Genomic DNA, 18,576 nt, shown 5'->3' on the forward strand with positions numbered 1-18,576 from the left:
CGGGGCCAGGCCGCCGGGCCACCGCCCCGCGCGACCGCCCGGGCCCAGGGGCGGCAGGAGGTCAGCCGGTGGCGAGGCGGAACTCCAGGTTGCCGAAGCGCACCTGGTCGCCGGGGCGGACCCGGATGCCGCCGACGATCCGGTACCCGTTCACATGGGTGCCGTTGGTCGAGCCCAGGTCGTACAGCACCCAGCTGTCACCCTCCCGGCGCAGCTCGGCGTGGTGCCGTGAGACCGACGCGTCGTTCAGCCGCAGTCCCGACCCGGGGAACCGGCCGATCGTCAACTGCCCGCCCCCGGAGTGGGGGAGGCTCAGCCCGGGCAGCCGCTCGGCCCGCCAGGCCCCGCCCAGGCGCACGCCGAAGGCGGAGACCCGGCCCACCGCGCGCAGCAGGAACCGTCCGACCGGGTTCCCGGCCGGCAGGTCGGACATCACGGCCTTCAGCTCGGCGCGGCTGCTCGCACGGAGGACGAGGTCCAGCCGGCCCAGAAAGGTGTCGTGCGACAGCCGGCCGTTCCCGGCGCCCTCCCGCAACGCGTCGAGGGCCTGCTCCCGCTCGGCCTCGGACGGCCGGACCACCTGTGTCCGGTTCTCACGCGACATCATGGACCGATTCTCGGCTGCCCCCGCCGACCTGTCCAGATTCCCCGGGCTGCCGGTCCGCCGGTCCCCGGGTCCGCCGGTCCGCCGGTGCGGCTCAGGTCTTCCGTGCGGCCGCCACGATCTTGACCGTGGTGTGCAGGAACCGCGAGGTCACCGCCCCCCGGTAGGACTTCCCGAAGAGATTGCCGGTGGTGGCCCACTTCCCGTTCTTCAGGTGCACCACGACGAACGCGGTGCCGGGATCGGCGCCGAGCACCTCGTAGTCGCCCTTCGGCGAGGTGTAGGGGAGCGGGAAGTCCGCGGGCAGCGGCTCGGAGAGGAAGTTCACCGTGAGCCGGACGTCCGGCGTCACCTCGACCTCCGCGAACGACTCGGCGTCCAGCACGGCCTGGACCTCGTCCACCGTGCGCAGCAGCACCGGCACCGGGAAGCCCAGCTGCTCGGCCAGGTGCCGCTCGATCCGCCCGGTCAGCGCGGCCCGGGCCGTCGCGTCGGTGGCCTCGGCGGTGAAGAACACATTGCCGCTCTGGATGTAGGAGCCGACGCGCTCCAGGCCCAGTTCGGCGAAGAGCGTGCGCAGCCGCTCCATCCGCACCGTCCGGCCGCCCACGTTCACGGCGCGCAGGAAGGCGATGTAGGTGGTCGTAGTGGTCACCCGGCCAGTGTGGCACCGGGCACCGACAGCGCGGCGGCGCGACGTCCGTGCGGTGTTCTTGCGACGTCCGTGCGGTGTCCGTCCGGCGGTTGTCAGCGGCCGGTGCCACACTGACGGCATGGCTACCTGGCAGGATTTCGAGCAGGAGGCGCCGGACCTGGCCCCCGCCGTGCGGGCCCGTTTCGAGGCCAACAAGCACCACGTCCTGGCGACGCTGCGCAGTGACGGTTCACCCCGGGTGAGCGGTATCGAGGTGGGCTTCTTCGGGGCGGACATCCTGCTCGGCTCGATGCGCGACGCGATGAAGGTGCGGGACCTCCGCCGCGACGCCCGCTTCGCGCTGCACAGCAACCCGAGCGACGAGACGCTGGCGGACGGCGACTCCAAGCTGTCCGGCCGGGCCGTGGAGCTCACCGACGAGGCGGAGCGCGCCGCCTACGAGGCCGAGCTCCCGGAGCCGCCGCCCGGCCCGTACGACGCCTTCCGGCTGGAGCTGGAGCAGGTCGTGCACACCACCGTCGAGGGGGACGCGGTCCGGATCAGCTCCTGGCGGCCGGGCGAGCCGGTGCGGCGCTTCGAGCGCCGCTGACACCCGGTCGCCGGCACCCGGCCGCCGGCACCTTGGCCGCCGGCGCCGGTCGGGTACCCCGGGCCGGTACCGCCGAGCAGTACCGGCCGCCGTCCCTACGGCAGGACGGACCTGACCGCCTCCGGCGTTCGCGCCACCACAGCGTGCCCGTCGTCCGCGGTGATGATCGGGCGCTGGATCAGGATCGGGTGCTCGGCCATCGCCGCGAGCCAGCCCGCCCGGTCGCCGGCCTCCCGGCCCCACTGCTTCATGCCCAGGTCCTTGGCCACGGGCTCCTCGATCCGGGCGATGTCCCACGGTTCCAGGCCCAGCCGCACCAGCACCTGCTCCAGCTCGGCGACGCTCGGCGGGTCCTCCAGGTAGCGCCGGACCGTGAACTTGGCGCCCGCGCCGGTCAGCTCGTTCAGTGCGCTGCGGCACTTCCCGCAGCGAGGGTTGATCCAGATCTCCATCCCACTACCCTACCGACCGGGGCCCACCCCGCCCCGCCCCCGCGCCGCCCGGCCGCCCGTCGCCCCGCCCTGCCCCAGGTCCGGGCCTTCCGGTCGGGCCCGCCCACGTCTACCGCCCTTCGTGGGAACTCCCGTCCGTTCACCGACAGTTGTCCGTATCGGAGTTGGATCTACGGGAGGGGAACCCCGCATGGACGGTGCGTCGATCATCGAGCGTCTGATGACCACGGAGGGGCGCTTCGACCCCTATCCGCTCTACGCGCGGGCGCACGAGCTCGGGGCCGTCGCCCCGGCCGGCCCCGCGGCGGTCCTGGTGGCCGGGCACGCCGCCGCCAACCAGGTGCTGCGCAACCCCGCCTTCGCGGTGGAGGACACCAGGACCCTCACCGCCGACAACGCGGAGCTGCTCGCCCACCCGTCCGTCGTGCTGCTCGGCCACTCGGTCCTCCAGCGCAACGCCCCCGACCACAGCCGGGTCCGCTCGCTCGTCGCCTCGGCCTTCAACGCCCGCCGGGTCGCGGCCCTGCGCCCGGCGATCGAGGCGACGGTCGCCCGGCTGCTCGACGAACTGGCCGACCGGGGCGCCGGCGGCTCCCCCGTCGACTTCATGGACGCCTTCGCCTTCCGCCTCCCGGTCGAGGTGATCTGCGAACTGCTCGGTGTCCCCGCCGCCGACCGCCACCGTTTCCGGGGCCTCGCCTCGGACCTCACCATCGCGCTGGAGCTCGTCCAGGACCTCGGCGAACTGGCCGCCGCCGACGCCGCCGCTGAGGAACTGGAGTCCTACTTCGCGGAGTTGGTCGCCGAGCGGCTGGCCAGGCCGACCGGCGACCTGGTCAGCGACCTGGCCCGGATCGCCGCCGACTCCCCGGACCGGATCTCCGGCGAGGAGCTGCTGGGCAACCTCGTCCTCCTCCTGGTCGCCGGCTTCGAGACCACCACCAACCTCCTCGGCAACGGCCTCACCCTGCTCTTCCGCCACCCCGGCGCCGCCGAGGGCCTGCGCACCGGCGGGCTCGACCCCTCGCTGTTCACGGACGAGGTGCTGCGCTACGACTCCCCGGTCCAGCTCACCTCCCGGATCTCCACCGCCCCCGACCTCACGGTGGCCGACCTGCCCACGCCCGCCGGCACCGTGGTGCTGGTGATGCTGGGCGCCGCCAACCGCGACCCCGCCCGCTACACCCGCCCGGACCGCTTCGACCCGACCCGCACCGACAGTCAGCCGCTCAGCTTCGGTGGCGGCGCGCACTTCTGTCTGGGCAGCCAACTCGCCCGTCTGGAGGCGGACATCGCCGTCCCGGCACTGCTGGACCGCTTCCCCCGGCTGGCCCCCGCCGGCATTCCGGTCCGCCGTGACCGCCTCGTCCTCCGCGGCTACGAATCCCTCCCCGTCACCACCCGCTGAGGCCCGCGGCCGGGGCTCGTCGGCGGGCCCCTCAGCCCTCCCCGCCCCCGGCCCCGTTCCCGGCCGCGTCCGCGAGCCGGAGGCTGCGGGCGGACTGGTAGCGGCAGCCCGCCGCTGCGAAGGCGGCGGCCGTGGCCCGCACCCGGGCCGGGTCGCCGTCCAGGAGCGCCTGCGCCCGGTCGAGTTGGGCCACGGCGACGGGATTGCCCGCGACCGTGGCGCGCGCCCCGGCGAGCCGCTCGGGCGCCTCCGGGTGGCCGCTCAGCACCGAGGCCTCGACCCGCGCCGCCGCGTACCAGTGCAGCCAGACCCAGGACACCCACTTCCACACCTCCTCTGGGGCGGGCGAGAGCCGCTCCAGCGCGGCCCCCGCCTCCCCCCGGTGGAGCAGCACCGCGGCGTCGAACACCGCGCCGTAGCCGTGGCGGTGTTCCTCCTCGGTGCCCGCCCGGCCGACGACGGCCAGCCAGGAGGCCCGGGCGGTGTCGTCGCCGCGCAGCCCGTGGACCATGGCGACCGCCGCGGCCGCCGGGCCGAGCGAGAACGAACGCGGACGCCCGCCCTGCTCCCAGGCTTCGAGGAACCGCGCCCCGCCCGCGAGCACCTCCTCCTCCCGCCCGGCGAACGCGTCCGCGACCAGCAGCCAGGACGTGGCGTGGTGCCCCACCTCGGCCGTCAGCGGATGCTCGGCGAGCTGCCGCCCCCACTGCCGGGCCCGCTCCAGTTCGCCGACGCCGATCGCGGTCGCGGCGGCCATCGCGAGCGCGTCCACCCGTTCGTGCGCGGTGGCCGGGGTGCGCGGGGCCAGGGCCAGCAGCTCGACCCGGCGGCGGGCAGCCCCGGCGGCCGCGAACGGCTCCCCGGCCCAGCTGTGCGCGCCGGAGAGGGCGTCCAGGGCGGCGGACTCGGCCACCGGGTCGCCCGCGCGACGGGCCAGGTCGACGGCCCGCTCGGCGTACCCGACCGTCTCCCGCGCCGTGTTGTCCGGGCTGCCCTGGACGGAGCCGTAGGCGTCCGCGAGCACGGCCGCCTCGGCGAGGGCGAGGGCGGCCGAGGCCGCCGGGGAGCCGTCGGACAGTTCCCGGGCCCGCGCCAGCAGGGCGGTCACCTCCGCGGCGGCGGGAAGGCGTGCGAAGGTGCTGGAGAAGCGGTGCGCGACGGTGGCGGCGGCCGCCAGGTCGCGGGCAGCCCCGGCCGGGTCCCCGGCGTCGAGCGCGGCCGCCGCGGCGGCGCGGTGGAGGCGGTACATGTCGTCGCCGAGGCGTCGGCACCCGGCCACCCGGGCGGCCTCCCGCAGCGCGGCGGCGGCGTCCGCGGGGGAGCCGTCGGCGAGGTCGGCGGCCTGTTCGAGGCGCTGCTGGGCCTCGCCGAGCAGATGGCGGTCGAAGGCCGGCCCGGCGAGGCCGAGCGCGAGGCGACGGGCGTCGGGCCGCCGCTCCGGGCGGTCGGCGGCCCAGGCCAGCGCGGCCCGCAACTCCTCGGCCAGCGCGTCGAACCCGGCCTGCCAACTGCCCTCCCGCAGCTGCCGTTCCTCGTCCGAAGCCCGCGCGAGTCCGTCCGCGCCGCTCAGGCACCAGTCGAGGTGCCGCCCCCGCGCCCGCGCCGACTCCCCGGCCCCGTCGAGCCGTTCGGCGCCGTACTGCCGGATCGTCTCCTGCGCCCGGTAGCGGGTGCCGTGCGCGGACGGGACGGCGCTGAGCAGGCTCTGCTCGGCGAGCCGGCCGAGACCGTCGGCGACGGCGCCCGCGTCGAGCGGGGCGAAGCCCGCCACCGCGACCGCCGCCCCGGCCGTGAACGGCAGCACGAACGCCGACACCCGCCGCAGCAGTGCTTGGTCGGCGGGCTCCAGCAGTTCGTGGCTCCAGTCCAGCACCGCCCGCACCGAGCGGTGCCGGTCGTCCGCGCGCGGGCCGCCCGCCAGGATCCGCAACTGGTCCGACAGCCCCGCCCGGAGCCCGTCCAGCCCGAGCGTCGGCCACCGGGCGGCCGCCAGCTCGATCGCCAGCGCCATCCCGTCGAGCCGCTCGCAGACGGCCGCGATCCCGTCCCGGAGCGCCGGATCCGGGGCCGCCCCGGCCGCCGCGGTGGCCCGTTCGACGAACAGCGCGACCGCCTCCGACCTCCCGCCGCCGTCCCGGGACAACGGCGGTACGGGGAAGACCCGTTCGAAGGGCACCAGCAGCCTGGCCCGGCTCGTCGCCAGCACCCGCACCCCCGGACAGGCCGCCAACAGCCGTTCCAGGAAAGGCGCGACACCGTCCCTGACCTGCTCGCAGTTGTCCAGCACCAGGAGCGCCCGGCGTTCGGCCAGCGCGGCGCACACCGCCTCGTCGATGCCCTGCCCGGGCTGTTCGCCGACCCCCAGGACGGCCGCGACGGCCGCCGGCACCCGGTCGGGACCGGTGACCGGGGCCAGGTCGACGAACCACACCCCGTCGGCGAACCCGCCGGCCGCCCCGGCCGCCACCGCCAGCGCCAGCCTGGTCTTGCCCACTCCACCGGGCCCGACCGCCGTCACCTGCCGATGGTCCGCCAACAGCACGGCCAGCGCGGCACGTTCACGCTCCCGCCCCACGAAAGCCGTCAGCGGGGCGGGCAGTGCGGGGGCCGGTCGGGGCCGCTCGGCACGGGCGAGTTCGACCGCCCGCCGGGAGAGCGCCCGCCGGTCCGGCAGCGCCAACTTGCGCAGCAGCGACGAGGTGTGGGACTCGACCGTGCGCACCGAGATGAACAGCCGAGCGGCGATCTCGGCATTGCTGAGGTGTTCGCCGAGCAGTGCGAGCACATCGGCTTCGCGGGGCGAGATCACAGGAGTCGGCACCGGGTCATTATGCGGGGCGACTCCGTGGTCCGTTCCGTGGTCACCACGGATGTGGCCCCCACCCCGCCCGAGGGAGGCTGTGACCAACGCAGCCGACGAGCACAGGAGTGAGAGAGCATGACCGGACCGCGCCCCTTCGCCGAGCGCCGCCTCGACCTCGAACGGCGCCTCGCCGAGGACGTCGACGTCTGGGTGGCCACGGCCTCGCCGGACGGTGTGCCCCACCTCGTCCCGCTCTCCTTCGACTGGGACGGCGGAGCGCTGCTGCTCGCCACCCCGGTCGGCAGCCCGACCGGCCGCAACCTCACCGCCGCCGGCACCGTCCGGCTGGCGCTCGGCCCCACCCGGGACGTCTGCATGATCGAGGGCGAGGTCGAGGCCCTCGGCATCGACGCCCTCCCGCACGAGCGGGGAGACCGCTTCGCCGCCCGCACCGGCTTCGACCCGCGAGCCTCGGCCGTCCGGTACGGCTGGTTCCTGGTCTCGCCCCGCCGCATCCAGGCCTGGCGCGAGGAGAACGAGCTGGCCGGCCGCGAGCTGATGCGCGACGGCCGCTGGCTCGACGAATCGGTCAGTTCCTGAGAAGCCGTCCCCGGCGCTGTCGCGCCACCATGAAACCGTCCCGCACCACCAGCCCCACCCGACCGAGGAGCCCATCATGACCACCACCGCGAAGACCACCACCGCGAAGACCGCCACCGCGAAGACCGCCACCGCGAGGACCACCACCGCGAAGACCGCCACGCAGCCCTTCGACGGCTTCACCGAGGACGAGCGCGCGGCCATGAAGGAGCACGCCAAGGAGCTCAAGGCCGCGGCCCGCCGCAACCCGCGCACCGCCAAGGCGGACGCCGAGCAGGAGGTGCTCGCCAAGATCGCCGAGATGGAGCCGGCCGACCGCGCCCTCGCCGAACGCGTCCACGCCCTCGTCCGGGCCGCCGCCCCCGTCCTCACCCCCAAGCTCTGGTACGGCATGCCCGCCTACGCCAAGGACGGCAAGGTCCTCTGCTTCTTCCAGTGCGCCCAGAAGTTCAAGTCCCGCTACGCGACGCTCGGCTTCAGCGACGTGGCCACCCTCGACGAGGACACCATGTGGCCCACCACCTTCGCCCTCACCGCCCTCACCCCCGCCACCGAGGCCCGCATCACCGCCCTCCTCACCACGGCCACCGCCACCGCCTGACCCCCGACCCCCGGCACCCGCGTCCGGCTCACCCCCGTCCGGCTCACCCGGCCCGGTTCGCGCGAAAGGCGCGCCGGTAGGCGGCGGGCGTGGTGCGCAGGGCCTCGTGGAAGCGGCGGCGCAGGTTGACGGCGGAGGAGAGGCCGACCCGGCGCGCGATGGTCTCCACCGGCAGGTCGGTCTCCTCCAGCAGGGCCCGGGTGGCGGCGATCCGCCGGTCCAGCAGCCAGCGTCCGGGGCTGATGCCCAGCTGTTCGGTGAAGCGCCGGGTCAGCGTCCGGGCCGACACCTGGGAGCGGACGGCCATCTCGGCGACGCTCACCGGCCGGTCCAGCCGTTCGGCCAGCCACTCCAGCAGCGGGGCCAGCGAGTCGACGGCCGGCGCGGGGGCGGGCAGTTCGGCGTACTGCAGCTGGCAGCCCTCGCGGTGCGGAGGCATCACCATCTGCCGGGCGATCCGCAGGGCGTGCGCGGCGCCGTGGTCCTCGCGCACCAGGTGCAGGCAGAGGTCGGCGCCGGCCGCGGCGCCGGCGCTGGTGGCGACATCGCCGTGGTCCACGTAGAGCACCCCGGGGTCGACCCGGACCCGCGGGAACCGGGCGGCCAGCTCGGCGGCCCGCGCCCAGTGGGTCGCGGCCCGGCGGCCGTCCAGCAGTCCGGCGGCGGCGAGCACGAAGGCACCCGAGCAGAGGCCGACGATCCGTGCGCCGCGCCGGTGCGCCCGGCCGACCGCGTCGACCACCGCCGGCGGCACCTCCGTGCCCGCCGGGTGCTGCCAGCCGGGCACGAGCACGGTGTCCGCGTCCTCCAGTGCGTCCAGCCCGGCGGTGACCAGGAGGTCGTAACCGGCCCGGGTGCGGACCGGACCGGGGTGCTCGGCGCAGACCCCGAACGCGTAGCGGGCGGGGACGGCCGGACCGTGGTCGCCGAACACCTCGGTCGCGCAGGCCAGCGGGAAGGTGTCCTGCGGGGGCAGCAGCAGGGCCACCACCCGGTGCGGAGCCGGGGGACCGGGGAGCGGACGCGGCGTCATGGCGGGAAAGTACCCCATCATGTCGTTCGGGACACTGGGACGGGCCGATTGGTCTGAACCACTATCTCTGCTGTGACCACCGCCGAGACGCACACCCCACCCGCCCCGCACTCCCGCCCCGGACTCCGGGACACCCGGAGCCCGTTGTGGACCGGACCCTTCACTCTCTACTTCACCGCCCGCGCGGTCTCCCTGCTCGGCGACGCGATGATGCCCGTGGCCGCCGCGCTCGCGGTCGGCGCGCTGTACGGCGTCTCCGGGGCCGGCCTCGTCCTCGGCACCTGGACCGGGACGTTCGTGCTCCTGGTGCTGTTCGGCGGGGTGCTCACGGACCGGATCGGCGCCCGCCGGATGATGGTCGCCGCCGATCTCGTCCGGGTGCTCACCCAGGGTGTGCTGGCGGCCGCGTTCTTCGCCGGACGGCCGCCGTTCTGGCTGCTGGTGACCATGGCGGCGGTGGCCGGTGCGGCCGTCGCGATGTTCCTGCCGGGGGTGAACGGGATGGTCCCGCTGGTCGCGGCCGACCCGCAGCGGGCGAACGCGACCCTCAAGGTGGCCGACGCGCTCGCCCATCTGCTCGGCCCGGCCCTGGCAGGACTGCTGATCGCGCTGACCGGTGCCGGGGCGGTGTACGCGATCGACAGCGGAACCTTCCTGCTCAGCGCCCTCTGCCTGGCCCTGGTCCGGCCCGCCCCGGCCGACCCCGGCGCCACCGGCCGCCCCCCTGGTCGCCCCGCCGTTCGCCCCGCCGCCCGCACCGCTGGCCCGCTCCGACGCGAACTGCGCCAGGGCTGGCGGGAGTTCCGCGCCCGCACCTGGATGTGGGCGGTGATCCTCGTCTGGATGGTCTTCGGCGTACTGCTCTTCGGCCCGCTGGTGCCGCTGGGTTCGGCGCTGGTCGCCGACCGGCTCGGTCCGAACGCCTACGGCCTGGCGGTCTCCTTCCTCGGCGTCGGAACGGTGCTCGGCGGCCTGGTGGCGCTGCGGCTGCGCCCGGCCCGCCCACTGGCCGCGGGCACGGTGGCCATGGTCCTGTACACCGTGCTGCCGCTCTGCGTGGCGGTGGGCGCCGGTCTGCCGGTGCTGCTGGCGGGCCACGTCCTCGGCGGCGCCGCCCTGGCGTTCTGGTCGGTGATGTGGGCGACCAGCGTGCAGACCCACACCCCGCCCGCGGTGCTCAACCGGGTCTCCGCCTACGAGTTGGCGGGTTCGGTGTCCGGCATCTCGCTCGGCCAGCTGCTGGCAGGCCCGGCCGCCGCACTGGCCTCCCCGGACCACCTGCTCCTGGTGTCGGCGGGCGCCTGCCTGGCCGGCTGCGCGGTCCTGTTCGCCCTCCCCGCCGTCCGCACCCTGCCCCGCACCCCTCCGGCCGGCCCCACCGCCACCGGGTAAACCACGACCCCGGGCCGTTCGGTGGGTGGAAGCGGTTCTCCCGTTCGCGACGCCTGTGGCGCGCGAGAACGGGGGTCGTCACAACTCCGCGAGGAGTGTGACGACCCCCGATTCCGCTCGTCCGGCGACGGACCCGACGGGCGCCCCGGTGCTCAGCCGGCGGTGCGCCGGGTCGAGCGGATCAGCAGCAGCGCGGGGACCAGGCCGAGCAGCAGCGGCGTGGGCTGCAGGATCGTCGACCCCACCAGGCACCACGCGGCGAGGCCCCAGCCGACGGACTGCGGCACCGCGACGCCCCTGCGGGCGAGGTGGTCGACGAGGAGTCCGAGCAGCAGGAGCGGAACGGCGAAGCTGCCGATCACGATCCAGAACGCCCCGTTGGCCCCGCCCGGATGCACGAACTCGCCCCGGGGCAGCCCCCAGAGGGCGCCGCCGAACCATTCGTCCAGGTACTCCGCGTTCTGCACACCCAGGACTACCAGGTGTCCGACGCCCATCACGACCAGGATGCGGCCTGCCCAGCGGCTCATGGCTCCCCCATTGCGAGACTCATAGTTCCGAAACTGCGGGTACCGTATCATCTCGGCATGGGACGACCAAGGGACAGCCGGGTGGACGAAGCGATCCTCACCGCCACCCGCGGACTGCTCGCGCACGCCGGGTACGCCGGCCTGACCATGGACGCCGTGGCGGAGCGGGCCGGTATCGGCAAGGCGGCCATCTACCGGCGCTACGCGACCAAGCAGGACATGGTCTTCGCCGCCGCGATCCACACCCCGGACCTGCCCGCGCCTCCGGACACGGGCACCCTGGAGGGCGACCTGACCGCCCTCGTCCAGGAGATCGTCGACCACCTGTCGGCACCGGCCGCCACCAGCGCGGTGCTGGGACTGCTCGCCGACCTCGGCACCTCGCCCGACCTCGCCGCGCGCTTCCACCAGACCTTCGTCGTCCGTGAGTTGGGAAGCATCCGCGGCCTCCTGGAACGGGCCGTCGCCCGCGGTGAACTCCACGCGGTTCCCGATGTCGCCCTCGTCCACGCCCTGGTGACCGGCCCGGTCTTCAGCATGCTCTACCTCCAGCACCGCACCCCGGACGGACTCGCCGCAGGACTGGGCCGACTCGTCGCGGCCGCGCTGACCTCCGAGCCGGCGCCCCGCCGACCCTGAGGGCGGCCGTCGCCCAGCAGACCAGAGCTCAGGGAGTCAGAAGTGCCCATCCGCGTAGAGCAGTCGGCGTTCGGCCCCGTCAAGGCCGTCGCCGCAGAGCACGTCGTCGCCCACTGGCTCAGCCGGAGGGGCGGCGAACCCACCCTCTACGGCGGACGTCGCAAGGGCCACGACATTGTCGACGGCGGCTGGCTCGTCGATGCCAAGCTCCTCGTAGCCGCGTCGGCCGGCGAGCTCTCCCGAGTGCCCGGCTGCACCCACAAGCTCCGCCGAGACCTGTGGAAGCCCTTCGACCAGGACCACACCACTCACATCATGCTCGTGGAGTTCCCGCTGGACTGGACGGCGGAGAGCACCACGTCGTTCGCCCGAACAACGATCACCATCCGGCACGAGGACCTTCACCTCTACCTGGTCGAGGTCGCCGAGTTCAACGAGGTCCTGCGCGACGGGCGCGAGGAGGCCGAAGCCGCGAAGTGGGCCTTCATCCACCTCGACGACGTCTGGCTCAATGAGCACCGAGTCCTGTGACCACCTGGGACTGTCGGCCGCCCCGGCCCGCACAGTGGCAGCGAGGTCGCTGGGCGGGGAAGCCCGGCACGTCATAGACGGTGCCGCCCCGAGCGGCCCAGCAACTCGGCCCGCGCCGTCGACCAAAAGGGGTCGTCACGCTCCGCGAGGAGCGCGACGACCCCGGGTGTCGCTCGTCCAGCCGATCCACCGCCGGCCACCGGCGTCGCCCGTTGCACTCGTCTCGCATGAGAACGAGAGCTTCCGGGAGGCGTTTCCGCAGGTCAGATGGTGTCCTACAGATCGTAGTAGAGCTCGAACTCGTGCGGGTGGGGGCGGAGGGCGATGGGGGCGATCTCGTTGGTGCGCTTGAAGTCGATCCAGGTCTCGATGAGGTCCGGGGTGAAGACGTTGCCCGCGAGGAGGTACTCGTGGTCGGCTTCGAGGGCCTCCAGGACGGCCGGGAGGGAGGACGGGACCTGGGGGACGTTGGCGTGCTCCTCGGGAGCCAGCTCGTAGAGGTCCTTGTCGACCGGCTCCAGGGGCTCGATCTTGTTCTTGATGCCGTCCAGGCCGGCCATCAGCATGGCGGCGAAGGCGAGGTAGGGGTTGGAGGAGGGGTCGGGGGCGCGGAACTCGATGCGCTTGGCCTTGGCGTTGGAGCCGGTGATCGGGATCCGGATCGCGGCGGAGCGGTTGCGCTGGGAGTAGACCAGGTTGACCGGGGCCTCGAAGCCGGGGACCAGGCGGTGGTAGGAGTTCACCGACGGGTTGGTGAAGGCGAGCAGCGACGGCGCGTGCTTGAGCAGGCCGCCGATGTAGTAGCGGGCGGTGTCGGAGAGTCCGGCGTAGCCCTGCTCGTCGTAGAAGAGCGGCACGCCCTCGGTCCAGAGCGACTGGTGGACGTGCATGCCCGAGCCGTTGTCGCCGAAGATCGGCTTCGGCATGAAGGTGGCCGTCTTGCCGGCCCGCCAGGCGACGTTCTTGATGATGTACTTGAACAGCATCAGGTCGTCGGCGGCGTGCAGCAGGGTGTTGAACTTGTAGTTGATCTCCGCCTGGCCGGCCGTGCCGACCTCGTGGTGCTGGCGCTCGACCTCCAGGCCCGCCTTGGCGAGTTCCAGGGACATCTCGGCGCGCAGGTCGGCGAAGTGGTCGACCGGCGGGACGGGGAAGTAGCCGCCCTTGTACTTGACCTTGTAGCCGCGGACGTCGCCCTCGGTGGAGCCGGAGTTCCAGGCGCCGGCCTCGGAGTCGATGTGGTAGTACGAGGCGTTGGCGCTGGTGTCGAACCGGACCGAGTCGAAGACGTAGAACTCGGCCTCGGGGCCGAAGAACGCCGTGTCCGCGATGCCGGAGGAGGCGAGGTAGGCCTCGGCCTTCTTGGCGACGTTGCGCGGGTCGCGGCTGTAGGCCTCGCCGGTCACCGGGTCCTGGATGAAGAAGTTGATGTTGAGGTGCTTCACCTGGCGGAACGGGTCGAGCCGGGCGGTGGCGAGGTCGGGGACCAGGGCCATGTCGGACTCGTGGATGGCCTGGAAGCCGCGGATCGACGAGCCGTCGAACATCAGGGTCTCGGACGGGTCGAACGTCGCCGCGGGAACGGAGAAGTGCTGCAGGACGCCTGGCAGGTCGCAGAAGCGGACATCGACGAACTTCACGTCGTTGTCCTGGATGAACTGCTTCACTTCGGCGGCGTTGTTGAACATCCATCCTCCTCGGCGTAGCGAATGGGGCTCACCCTAGGAATGGGCCGTTTCCGGCCGGTGACCCAGTCGTTTCCTGAATGTTAACCGCCGTCGTCGCGCGGGCGGCAAAGTTGTACGGCTCTGGACAAAACGCCTCGCCCGGCCAGGTCGGGGCGGTGAAGTGGTCTGGACCACTGGAGAGGGGCGGGGGAAAGCCGATGGCGGCCGATTCACTCTCCGGTGGCGGTGCGCGGGCGGGCCGCGCGGTCCGGGCCGGGGAGGCGGTGGCCGCCCCCGGTGTTCGCCCGGTTAATGTGGATTCGTGGACACCAGAGAAGCGTTGGGATCGTGGATCGACGGCCCGAAGGCGGCCGCCGAGAAGATGGGAGCCGACTTCGGCTACCGCGGTGAGCGCCTCGGACTGCCCAAGGAGGGTTCCGGTTCGATCGCCGGCCCGGGCCGCCGGCTGGGTGCCCTGTTCGTCGACGGCTGGCTGGTCGCCCTGGTCGCCTACGGGCTGCTCGGCAACGGCTCCGCCGGCTCGGCGAACATGTGGACCACTCCGCTGCTCTTCGCCGTCATCGTGCTGCTGCTCGCGACCACCGGGACGACCTTCGGCAAGCGGCTGTTCGGCCTGCGGGTGGTCCGGCTCGACGGTGGCCGGGCGACCATCCCGCAGGTGCTGCTGCGGACGGTGCTGCTCTTCCTGGTGGTACCGGCCCTGGTCTGGGACCGCGACACCCGGGGGCTGCACGACAAGGCGGTCGGCACCGTCGAGGTCCGGATCTGAGCGTCCGGATCTGACCGTCCGGATCTGACCGTCCGGATCCGATCCGGCTGGACCTGAGTCTCCGGACCTGAGCCTCCCGACCCGAGTCTCCGGATCCGAGCCCGGGCCGGTGCGAATGCCGGAACGCCGAACGGCCCCGCCGCGGAAGCTCCGCGGCGGGGCCGTTCTGGTGTCGACGGGGGAGGGGCTCAGCGAGCCTGGCCGCCCTTGGGCATCCGGGCGCCCTTGGGCATCGGGCCCTTGGGGATGGGCGCCTTGGAGAGCAGGTCGCCCAGCGCGCGCAGCCGGTCGTTGGTCTCGGTGACCTTGGCGGGCGTGATGGCGCGCGGCAGACGCATCAGGTGGATCTGCAGCTTCTTGAGGGGGACCTCGTCCTTGCCGTCGCCCACCACGATGTCGTGCACCGGCACACCGTCGCCGACGACCCGGGCCATCTTCTTCTTCTCGGCCGCGAGCAGCTGGCGGACCCGGTTCGGGTTGCCCTCACCGATCAGCGCGATGCCGGCCCGGCCGACGGCGCGGTAGACCGCGTCCTGGCTGCGGGTGACGGCCACCGGCGTGGAGCTCGCGCTCCAGCCGCGCCGGATGTTGTTCAGCACAGCGGCGACGGCGCCCGGCTGCCCCTCCATCTGCCCGAACGCCGCGCGCTCGGCCCGGCGCCCGAAGACGATCGCCATGGCCAGGAAGGCCACGATGAAGCCCAGGATGCCCAGGTAGACGGGGTGCTCGATCGCGAAACCAATGGCCAGGAACACGCCGAAGGTCAGCAGGCCGACGCCGGCGATGATCAGGCCGATCTTGGTGTCGACCTTCTTGGTCATGGTGTATGCCAGGCGGATCTGCTTCAGTCGCCCGGGGTTCTCGGATGTTTCCCTCGCCATAACGCTCATGGTACGTGGCACGGGTACGGGATATCCAAGCCCGGGTACCCGTTCGCCCCGAACCGTGACCCGGGTGCCCCTGTTCCGCCGGGTGTGCCGACCCCCGAAGTACCCTCTTCCGCCCCCTGGAGCCCGCCGCCGCAGCCCTTCGACGCCCTACCCCGCAGGCAGCCCCACCGCCAGACGCCGTCAGCGGCGCGCGGCCTTCGCCGGTCCGCCCACCGGGGCGCCCGCCGGTCCGCCGTCGAGCTCCCGCGCCGCCGCGTACCTGCGGTTCTCGCAGACGGCGGACCAGGCGTTCTGCCGCGCCTGGCGCTGGCCGCCCGCCAGCAGCACGCTCTCGGCCAGCCGGAGCGCGGTGCCCACCGACCGGAGTTCCACCCGGAAATCGACCCGCATGCCGAAACAGCTCCCCTCGGACCGAGCGGCCGCGCAGCCGCGCGGGCGGACCCGTGACCGGGTGCGCGCGGCGGTGCGGACGTGCTCGGAGGTGTGGCTGAGAAAAATCGAAAACCCATGGAGACGCCATCGTCCCCACTCCGTGTTACCAGTCCGTGACCAGCTGGTCAAAGCCCGGTGAAGCGAAAGGGGCGGAGCCGAAGCCCCGCCCCTCCGATGGCGTGAAACCGCCGTCGCCGCCCGTCAGACCGCCGCGACCGGGGCCGACCCGGCCGGGGCCGCCGCGGCCGTCCCGCTCTGCCGCTCGCGGTGCTCCAGCGCCTGCCGGTACAGCCGCCCGGCGCGGTACGAGGAGCGGACCAGCGGGCCGGACATGACCCCGGCGAAGCCGAGCTCCTCGGCCTCCTGCTGCAGCTCGACGAACTCGTGCGGCTTGACCCACCGCTCCACCGGGTGGTGGCGCAGCGACGGCCGCAGGTACTGGGTGATGGTGATCAGCTCGCAGCCGGCCCCGACCAGGTCGGCCAGCGCCTGGCTGACCTCCTCGCGGGTCTCGCCCATGCCCAGGATCAGGTTGGACTTGGTGACCAGCCCGGCCTCGCGCGCCTGGGTGATGACGTTCAGCGAGCGCTCGTAGCGGAACGCCGGGCGGATCCGCTTGAAGATCCGCGGCACGGTCTCGACGTTGTGCGCCAGCACCTCGGGGCGCGAGGAGAAGACCTCGGCCAGCTGCTCCGGCACCGCGTTGAAGTCCGGGATCAGCAGCTCGACGCCGGTGCGCCCGGCCTCGCGGGCGGCGGTCAGCGCGTGCACCTGGCGCACGGTCTCCGCGTACAGCCAGGCGCCGCCGTCCGGCAGGTCGTCGCGGGCGACGCCGGTGATGGTGGCGTAGTTGAGGTCCATGGTGACGATGGACTCGGCGACGCGGCGGGGCTCGTCCCGGTCGAAGTCGGCGGGCTTGCCGGTGTCGATCTGGCAGAAGTCGCAGCGGCGGGTGCACTGGTCACCGCCGATGAGGAAGGTCGCCTCGCGGTCCTCCCAGCACTCGAAGATGTTGGGGCAGCCGGCCTCCTGGCAGACCGTGTGCAGCCCTTCCTTCTTCACCAGCGACTGGAGGGCGTTGTACTCCGGCCCCATCTTCGCGCGGGTCTTGATCCACTCGGGCTTCCGCTCGATGGGGGTCTCGCTGTTGCGGACCTCCAGGCGGAGCAGCTTCCTGCCGTCGGGCGCGACAGCGGACACGTGCGACTCCTAGAACTAGACGGGGTACCCCCAGGGTACGCCTGTGCTTGTACGGCCTTCGCCGGGGCTGGGACCCCGCAATCGCAGGGCAACAGGGCTACCGGCAAGTAGATTCCCGGGCGCGGGACCGGACTCGGCTACGAGCGCGGACACACGCACCGGGCGCCCGGGCTCAGTGCCCGGTCGCCGGCTCCGGCAGCTCGGCGAGCACCTCGGCCAGGTGCTTCTCGACCAGCGGCAGCGCCTCGGCGACGGGGAGGGCCCGCCCGAGCTCGCCGGCCAGCGAGGCGACCCCGGCGTCCCGGATGCCGCACGGCACGATCCGGTCGAACCAGGTCATGTCCGGATCGCAGTTCAGCGCGAAGCCGTGCATGGTCACCCCGCGCGCGACCCGGACGCCGATCGCGGCCAGCTTGCGGTCGTCGCCGCGCTGCCCCGCGTTGGACGGCGCGTACTCCGGGCCGGCCAGTCGCGGGTCGATGCCCAGCGGCAGGCCCATCCGCAGGGTGAGCTTGCCGATGTCCACCACCTGCGCGGGGTCCACCACCGCGTCCGGGATGTCCCCGCCCAGCACCCAGACGCCGCTGCGGCCCTCGACCCGGGTGGTCTCCACGCCGAACCCGGCGCAGGCCCGGATCAGAGCCTCCTCCAGCCGCCGCACGTACGCGATCACGTCGATCGGGTCGGGCAGCTTGACGATCGGGTAGCCGACCAGCTGGCCGGGGCCGTGCCAGGTGATCTCGCCGCCCCGGTTCACCTCGACCACCGGGGTGCCGTCCAGCGGCAGGTCCGCCGGATTGGTGCGCTTGCCCATCGTGTACACGGGCTGGTGCTCCAGCAGCAGCACCGTGTCGGGGATCTCGTCGGCGACCCGGAGGGCGTGCAGCCGCTGCTGCTCCTCCCAGGCCTCCTGGTACGGGACGGCCCCCTCGCCTATGCCCATCCGGACGAACCGAACGTTCTCGCTCACCGCTGCTGCTCCTTGCCAGGCGTTCGAGACCAACCTCGCCACTGTACGCCCCGGCCCGTACGGACCGTCCAGGTGCCTGCTCAGGCCCCCGACAGCAGCTGGAGCCGCAGGGCCAGCTGGAGTTCCAGCGAGCGCTCGGGACCGTTCCAGTCCCGGCCCAGCAGTACCTCGACCCGGTCCAGCCGCTGGACGACGGTGTTCACATGGACGTGCAGCTCGTCCTTGGCCCGGGTGAGGCTGCCGCCGCAGTCGAAGTACGCGCGCAGGGTGCGGACCAGCTCGGTGCCGCGCCGGGCGTCGTAGTCCAGCAGCGGTCCCAGCGTCGCGCCGACGAAGCCGGAGACGTCGTGGCCGTCGCCGAGCAGCACCCCGAGGAAGCCGAGCGACCCCGCCGAGGCGCCCTCGCCGTCCCGGCCGAGCGCCCGTAGCGCCCGGACGCAGCGCAGCCCCTCGGCGTACGCGGTGGCCAGCGCGACCGGCCCGGCGGCGGAGCGGCCGGCGCCCACCGTGACCGGGAAGCCCGCCAGCCGGGCGAGCCGCTCGGCGGCCTGTTCCGCCGCCCGCTGGGCGACGTCCCCGGCCGCGCCTCCGCCTGCCGCGTCAACCCGAGCCCCGGCATCGGGCGGAGCCCCGGCCCCGGCCTCGACCGGAGCTGCGCTCCCGCCCCCGACCGGGACCAGCAGCACCACCGCCTCGCCGTGCTCGGCACTGATGCCCCGGGCGCCGAACAGGTACCGCCCGGCCGCCCCCGCCAGCCGCGAGCGCACGGCGACCGGGCCCCCCCCACCCC

At 73.7% G+C, this 18,576-nt stretch carries 20 protein-coding genes; 8 read left to right on the plus strand and 12 right to left on the minus strand.

Going from position 1 to position 18,576, the window contains the following annotated elements:
- Window positions 1-61: 61 nt before the first annotated feature.
- Together ADK60_RS10520 and ADK60_RS10525 are read right to left on the minus strand one after the other, a co-directional pair.
- Window positions 62-607 carry an FHA domain-containing protein gene (locus ADK60_RS10520; protein ID WP_045939448.1) on the minus strand — a complete coding sequence of 182 codons (546 nt, stop codon included), beginning with the start codon at window positions 605-607 and terminating at the stop codon, window positions 62-64.
- A 91-nt stretch (window positions 608-698) separates the two neighbouring features.
- Entirely contained in the window at window positions 699-1,259 is a 561-nt protein-coding gene (locus ADK60_RS10525; protein WP_234371024.1) for a DUF1697 domain-containing protein, read from the minus strand.
- A gap of 118 nt (window positions 1,260-1,377) precedes the next feature.
- Here ADK60_RS10525 and ADK60_RS10530 point away from each other — a divergent pair, with 118 nt between their 5' ends.
- Window positions 1,378-1,848, plus strand: coding sequence for a pyridoxamine 5'-phosphate oxidase family protein (locus tag ADK60_RS10530; RefSeq protein ID WP_045939449.1), 471 nt, complete (start codon window positions 1,378-1,380; stop codon window positions 1,846-1,848).
- Between the two features lie 95 nt (window positions 1,849-1,943).
- Here the strand turns inward: ADK60_RS10530 and ADK60_RS10535 are convergent, their stop codons facing one another.
- A complete protein-coding gene (locus tag ADK60_RS10535; RefSeq protein WP_053645104.1) occupies window positions 1,944-2,300 on the minus strand; it encodes an ArsC/Spx/MgsR family protein in 357 nt (118 codons plus the stop codon).
- 190 nt (window positions 2,301-2,490) lie between these two features.
- Between ADK60_RS10535 and ADK60_RS10540 the strand changes: the two genes are divergently transcribed.
- Entirely contained in the window at window positions 2,491-3,708 is a 1,218-nt protein-coding gene (locus ADK60_RS10540; RefSeq protein WP_053645106.1) for a cytochrome P450, read from the plus strand.
- A 31-nt stretch (window positions 3,709-3,739) separates the two neighbouring features.
- Here the strand turns inward: ADK60_RS10540 and ADK60_RS47565 are convergent, their stop codons facing one another.
- The gene (locus tag ADK60_RS47565; protein WP_079008221.1) at window positions 3,740-6,529 is read right to left on the minus strand and encodes an ATP-binding protein; all 2,790 of its coding nucleotides are present in this window, start codon (window positions 6,527-6,529) and stop codon (window positions 3,740-3,742) included.
- 117 nt (window positions 6,530-6,646) lie between these two features.
- Between ADK60_RS47565 and ADK60_RS10550 the strand changes: the two genes are divergently transcribed.
- Both ADK60_RS10550 and ADK60_RS10555 read left to right on the plus strand, forming a co-directional pair.
- Window positions 6,647-7,111 carry a pyridoxamine 5'-phosphate oxidase family protein gene (locus ADK60_RS10550; protein WP_053645111.1) on the plus strand — a complete coding sequence of 155 codons (465 nt, stop codon included), beginning with the start codon at window positions 6,647-6,649 and terminating at the stop codon, window positions 7,109-7,111.
- Between the two features lie 76 nt (window positions 7,112-7,187).
- Window positions 7,188-7,712 (plus strand): iron chaperone, encoded by a 525-nt coding sequence (locus ADK60_RS10555; RefSeq protein WP_502687414.1) that lies wholly within the window; start codon window positions 7,188-7,190, stop codon window positions 7,710-7,712.
- 43 nt (window positions 7,713-7,755) lie between these two features.
- Here ADK60_RS10555 and ADK60_RS10560 read toward each other — a convergent pair whose 3' ends face one another.
- Window positions 7,756-8,745: a GlxA family transcriptional regulator gene (locus ADK60_RS10560; protein ID WP_053645114.1), complete on the minus strand. Its 990-nt coding sequence runs from the start codon at window positions 8,743-8,745 to the stop codon at window positions 7,756-7,758.
- 72 nt (window positions 8,746-8,817) lie between these two features.
- Between ADK60_RS10560 and ADK60_RS10565 the strand changes: the two genes are divergently transcribed.
- Complete coding sequence (locus ADK60_RS10565; RefSeq protein WP_199839635.1) at window positions 8,818-10,137, plus strand: MFS transporter; 1,320 nt, start codon at window positions 8,818-8,820, stop codon at window positions 10,135-10,137.
- A gap of 152 nt (window positions 10,138-10,289) precedes the next feature.
- Here ADK60_RS10565 and ADK60_RS10570 read toward each other — a convergent pair whose 3' ends face one another.
- Window positions 10,290-10,667, minus strand: coding sequence for a DUF6463 family protein (locus ADK60_RS10570; protein WP_045942622.1), 378 nt, complete (start codon window positions 10,665-10,667; stop codon window positions 10,290-10,292).
- Window positions 10,668-10,724: 57 nt separating this feature from the next.
- On the opposite strand from ADK60_RS10570, the gene ADK60_RS10575 reads away from it, so the two are divergent.
- Both ADK60_RS10575 and ADK60_RS10580 read left to right on the plus strand, forming a co-directional pair.
- Window positions 10,725-11,306 (plus strand): TetR/AcrR family transcriptional regulator, encoded by a 582-nt coding sequence (locus tag ADK60_RS10575; RefSeq protein WP_063783109.1) that lies wholly within the window; start codon window positions 10,725-10,727, stop codon window positions 11,304-11,306.
- Between the two features lie 42 nt (window positions 11,307-11,348).
- Window positions 11,349-11,837: a hypothetical protein gene (locus ADK60_RS10580; protein WP_053645118.1), complete on the plus strand. Its 489-nt coding sequence runs from the start codon at window positions 11,349-11,351 to the stop codon at window positions 11,835-11,837.
- A gap of 275 nt (window positions 11,838-12,112) precedes the next feature.
- On the opposite strand, the gene glnA is transcribed toward ADK60_RS10580, so the two are convergent.
- Window positions 12,113-13,525: a type I glutamate--ammonia ligase gene (gene glnA / locus ADK60_RS10585; RefSeq protein WP_045942625.1), complete on the minus strand. Its 1,413-nt coding sequence runs from the start codon at window positions 13,523-13,525 to the stop codon at window positions 12,113-12,115.
- Window positions 13,526-13,826: 301 nt separating this feature from the next.
- Between glnA and ADK60_RS10590 the strand changes: the two genes are divergently transcribed.
- On the plus strand, window positions 13,827-14,294 hold the full coding sequence (locus ADK60_RS10590) for an RDD family protein (protein WP_053645120.1): 468 nt from the start codon (window positions 13,827-13,829) through the stop codon (window positions 14,292-14,294).
- 188 nt (window positions 14,295-14,482) lie between these two features.
- Here the strand turns inward: ADK60_RS10590 and ADK60_RS10595 are convergent, their stop codons facing one another.
- The 5 genes from ADK60_RS10595 to ADK60_RS10615 form a co-directional block, all read right to left on the minus strand.
- Window positions 14,483-15,175: a DUF4191 domain-containing protein gene (locus ADK60_RS10595; RefSeq protein WP_045942627.1), complete on the minus strand. Its 693-nt coding sequence runs from the start codon at window positions 15,173-15,175 to the stop codon at window positions 14,483-14,485.
- 189 nt (window positions 15,176-15,364) lie between these two features.
- Window positions 15,365-15,574: a hypothetical protein gene (locus ADK60_RS10600; protein ID WP_053645122.1), complete on the minus strand. Its 210-nt coding sequence runs from the start codon at window positions 15,572-15,574 to the stop codon at window positions 15,365-15,367.
- Window positions 15,575-15,817: 243 nt separating this feature from the next.
- Window positions 15,818-16,816 carry a lipoyl synthase gene (gene lipA / locus ADK60_RS10605; protein WP_045942629.1) on the minus strand — a complete coding sequence of 333 codons (999 nt, stop codon included), beginning with the start codon at window positions 16,814-16,816 and terminating at the stop codon, window positions 15,818-15,820.
- A 172-nt stretch (window positions 16,817-16,988) separates the two neighbouring features.
- A complete protein-coding gene (lipB, locus tag ADK60_RS10610) occupies window positions 16,989-17,759 on the minus strand; it encodes a lipoyl(octanoyl) transferase LipB (protein WP_053645134.1) in 771 nt (256 codons plus the stop codon).
- Between the two features lie 107 nt (window positions 17,760-17,866).
- A partial coding sequence (locus ADK60_RS10615) for a PucR family transcriptional regulator (protein ID WP_199839636.1) occupies window positions 17,867-18,576 on the minus strand: 710 nt, incomplete at its 5' end.

Source organism: Streptomyces sp. XY431, from assembly GCF_001279805.1.
Taxonomy (GTDB): Bacteria; Actinomycetota; Actinomycetes; order Streptomycetales; family Streptomycetaceae; genus Kitasatospora; species Kitasatospora purpeofusca.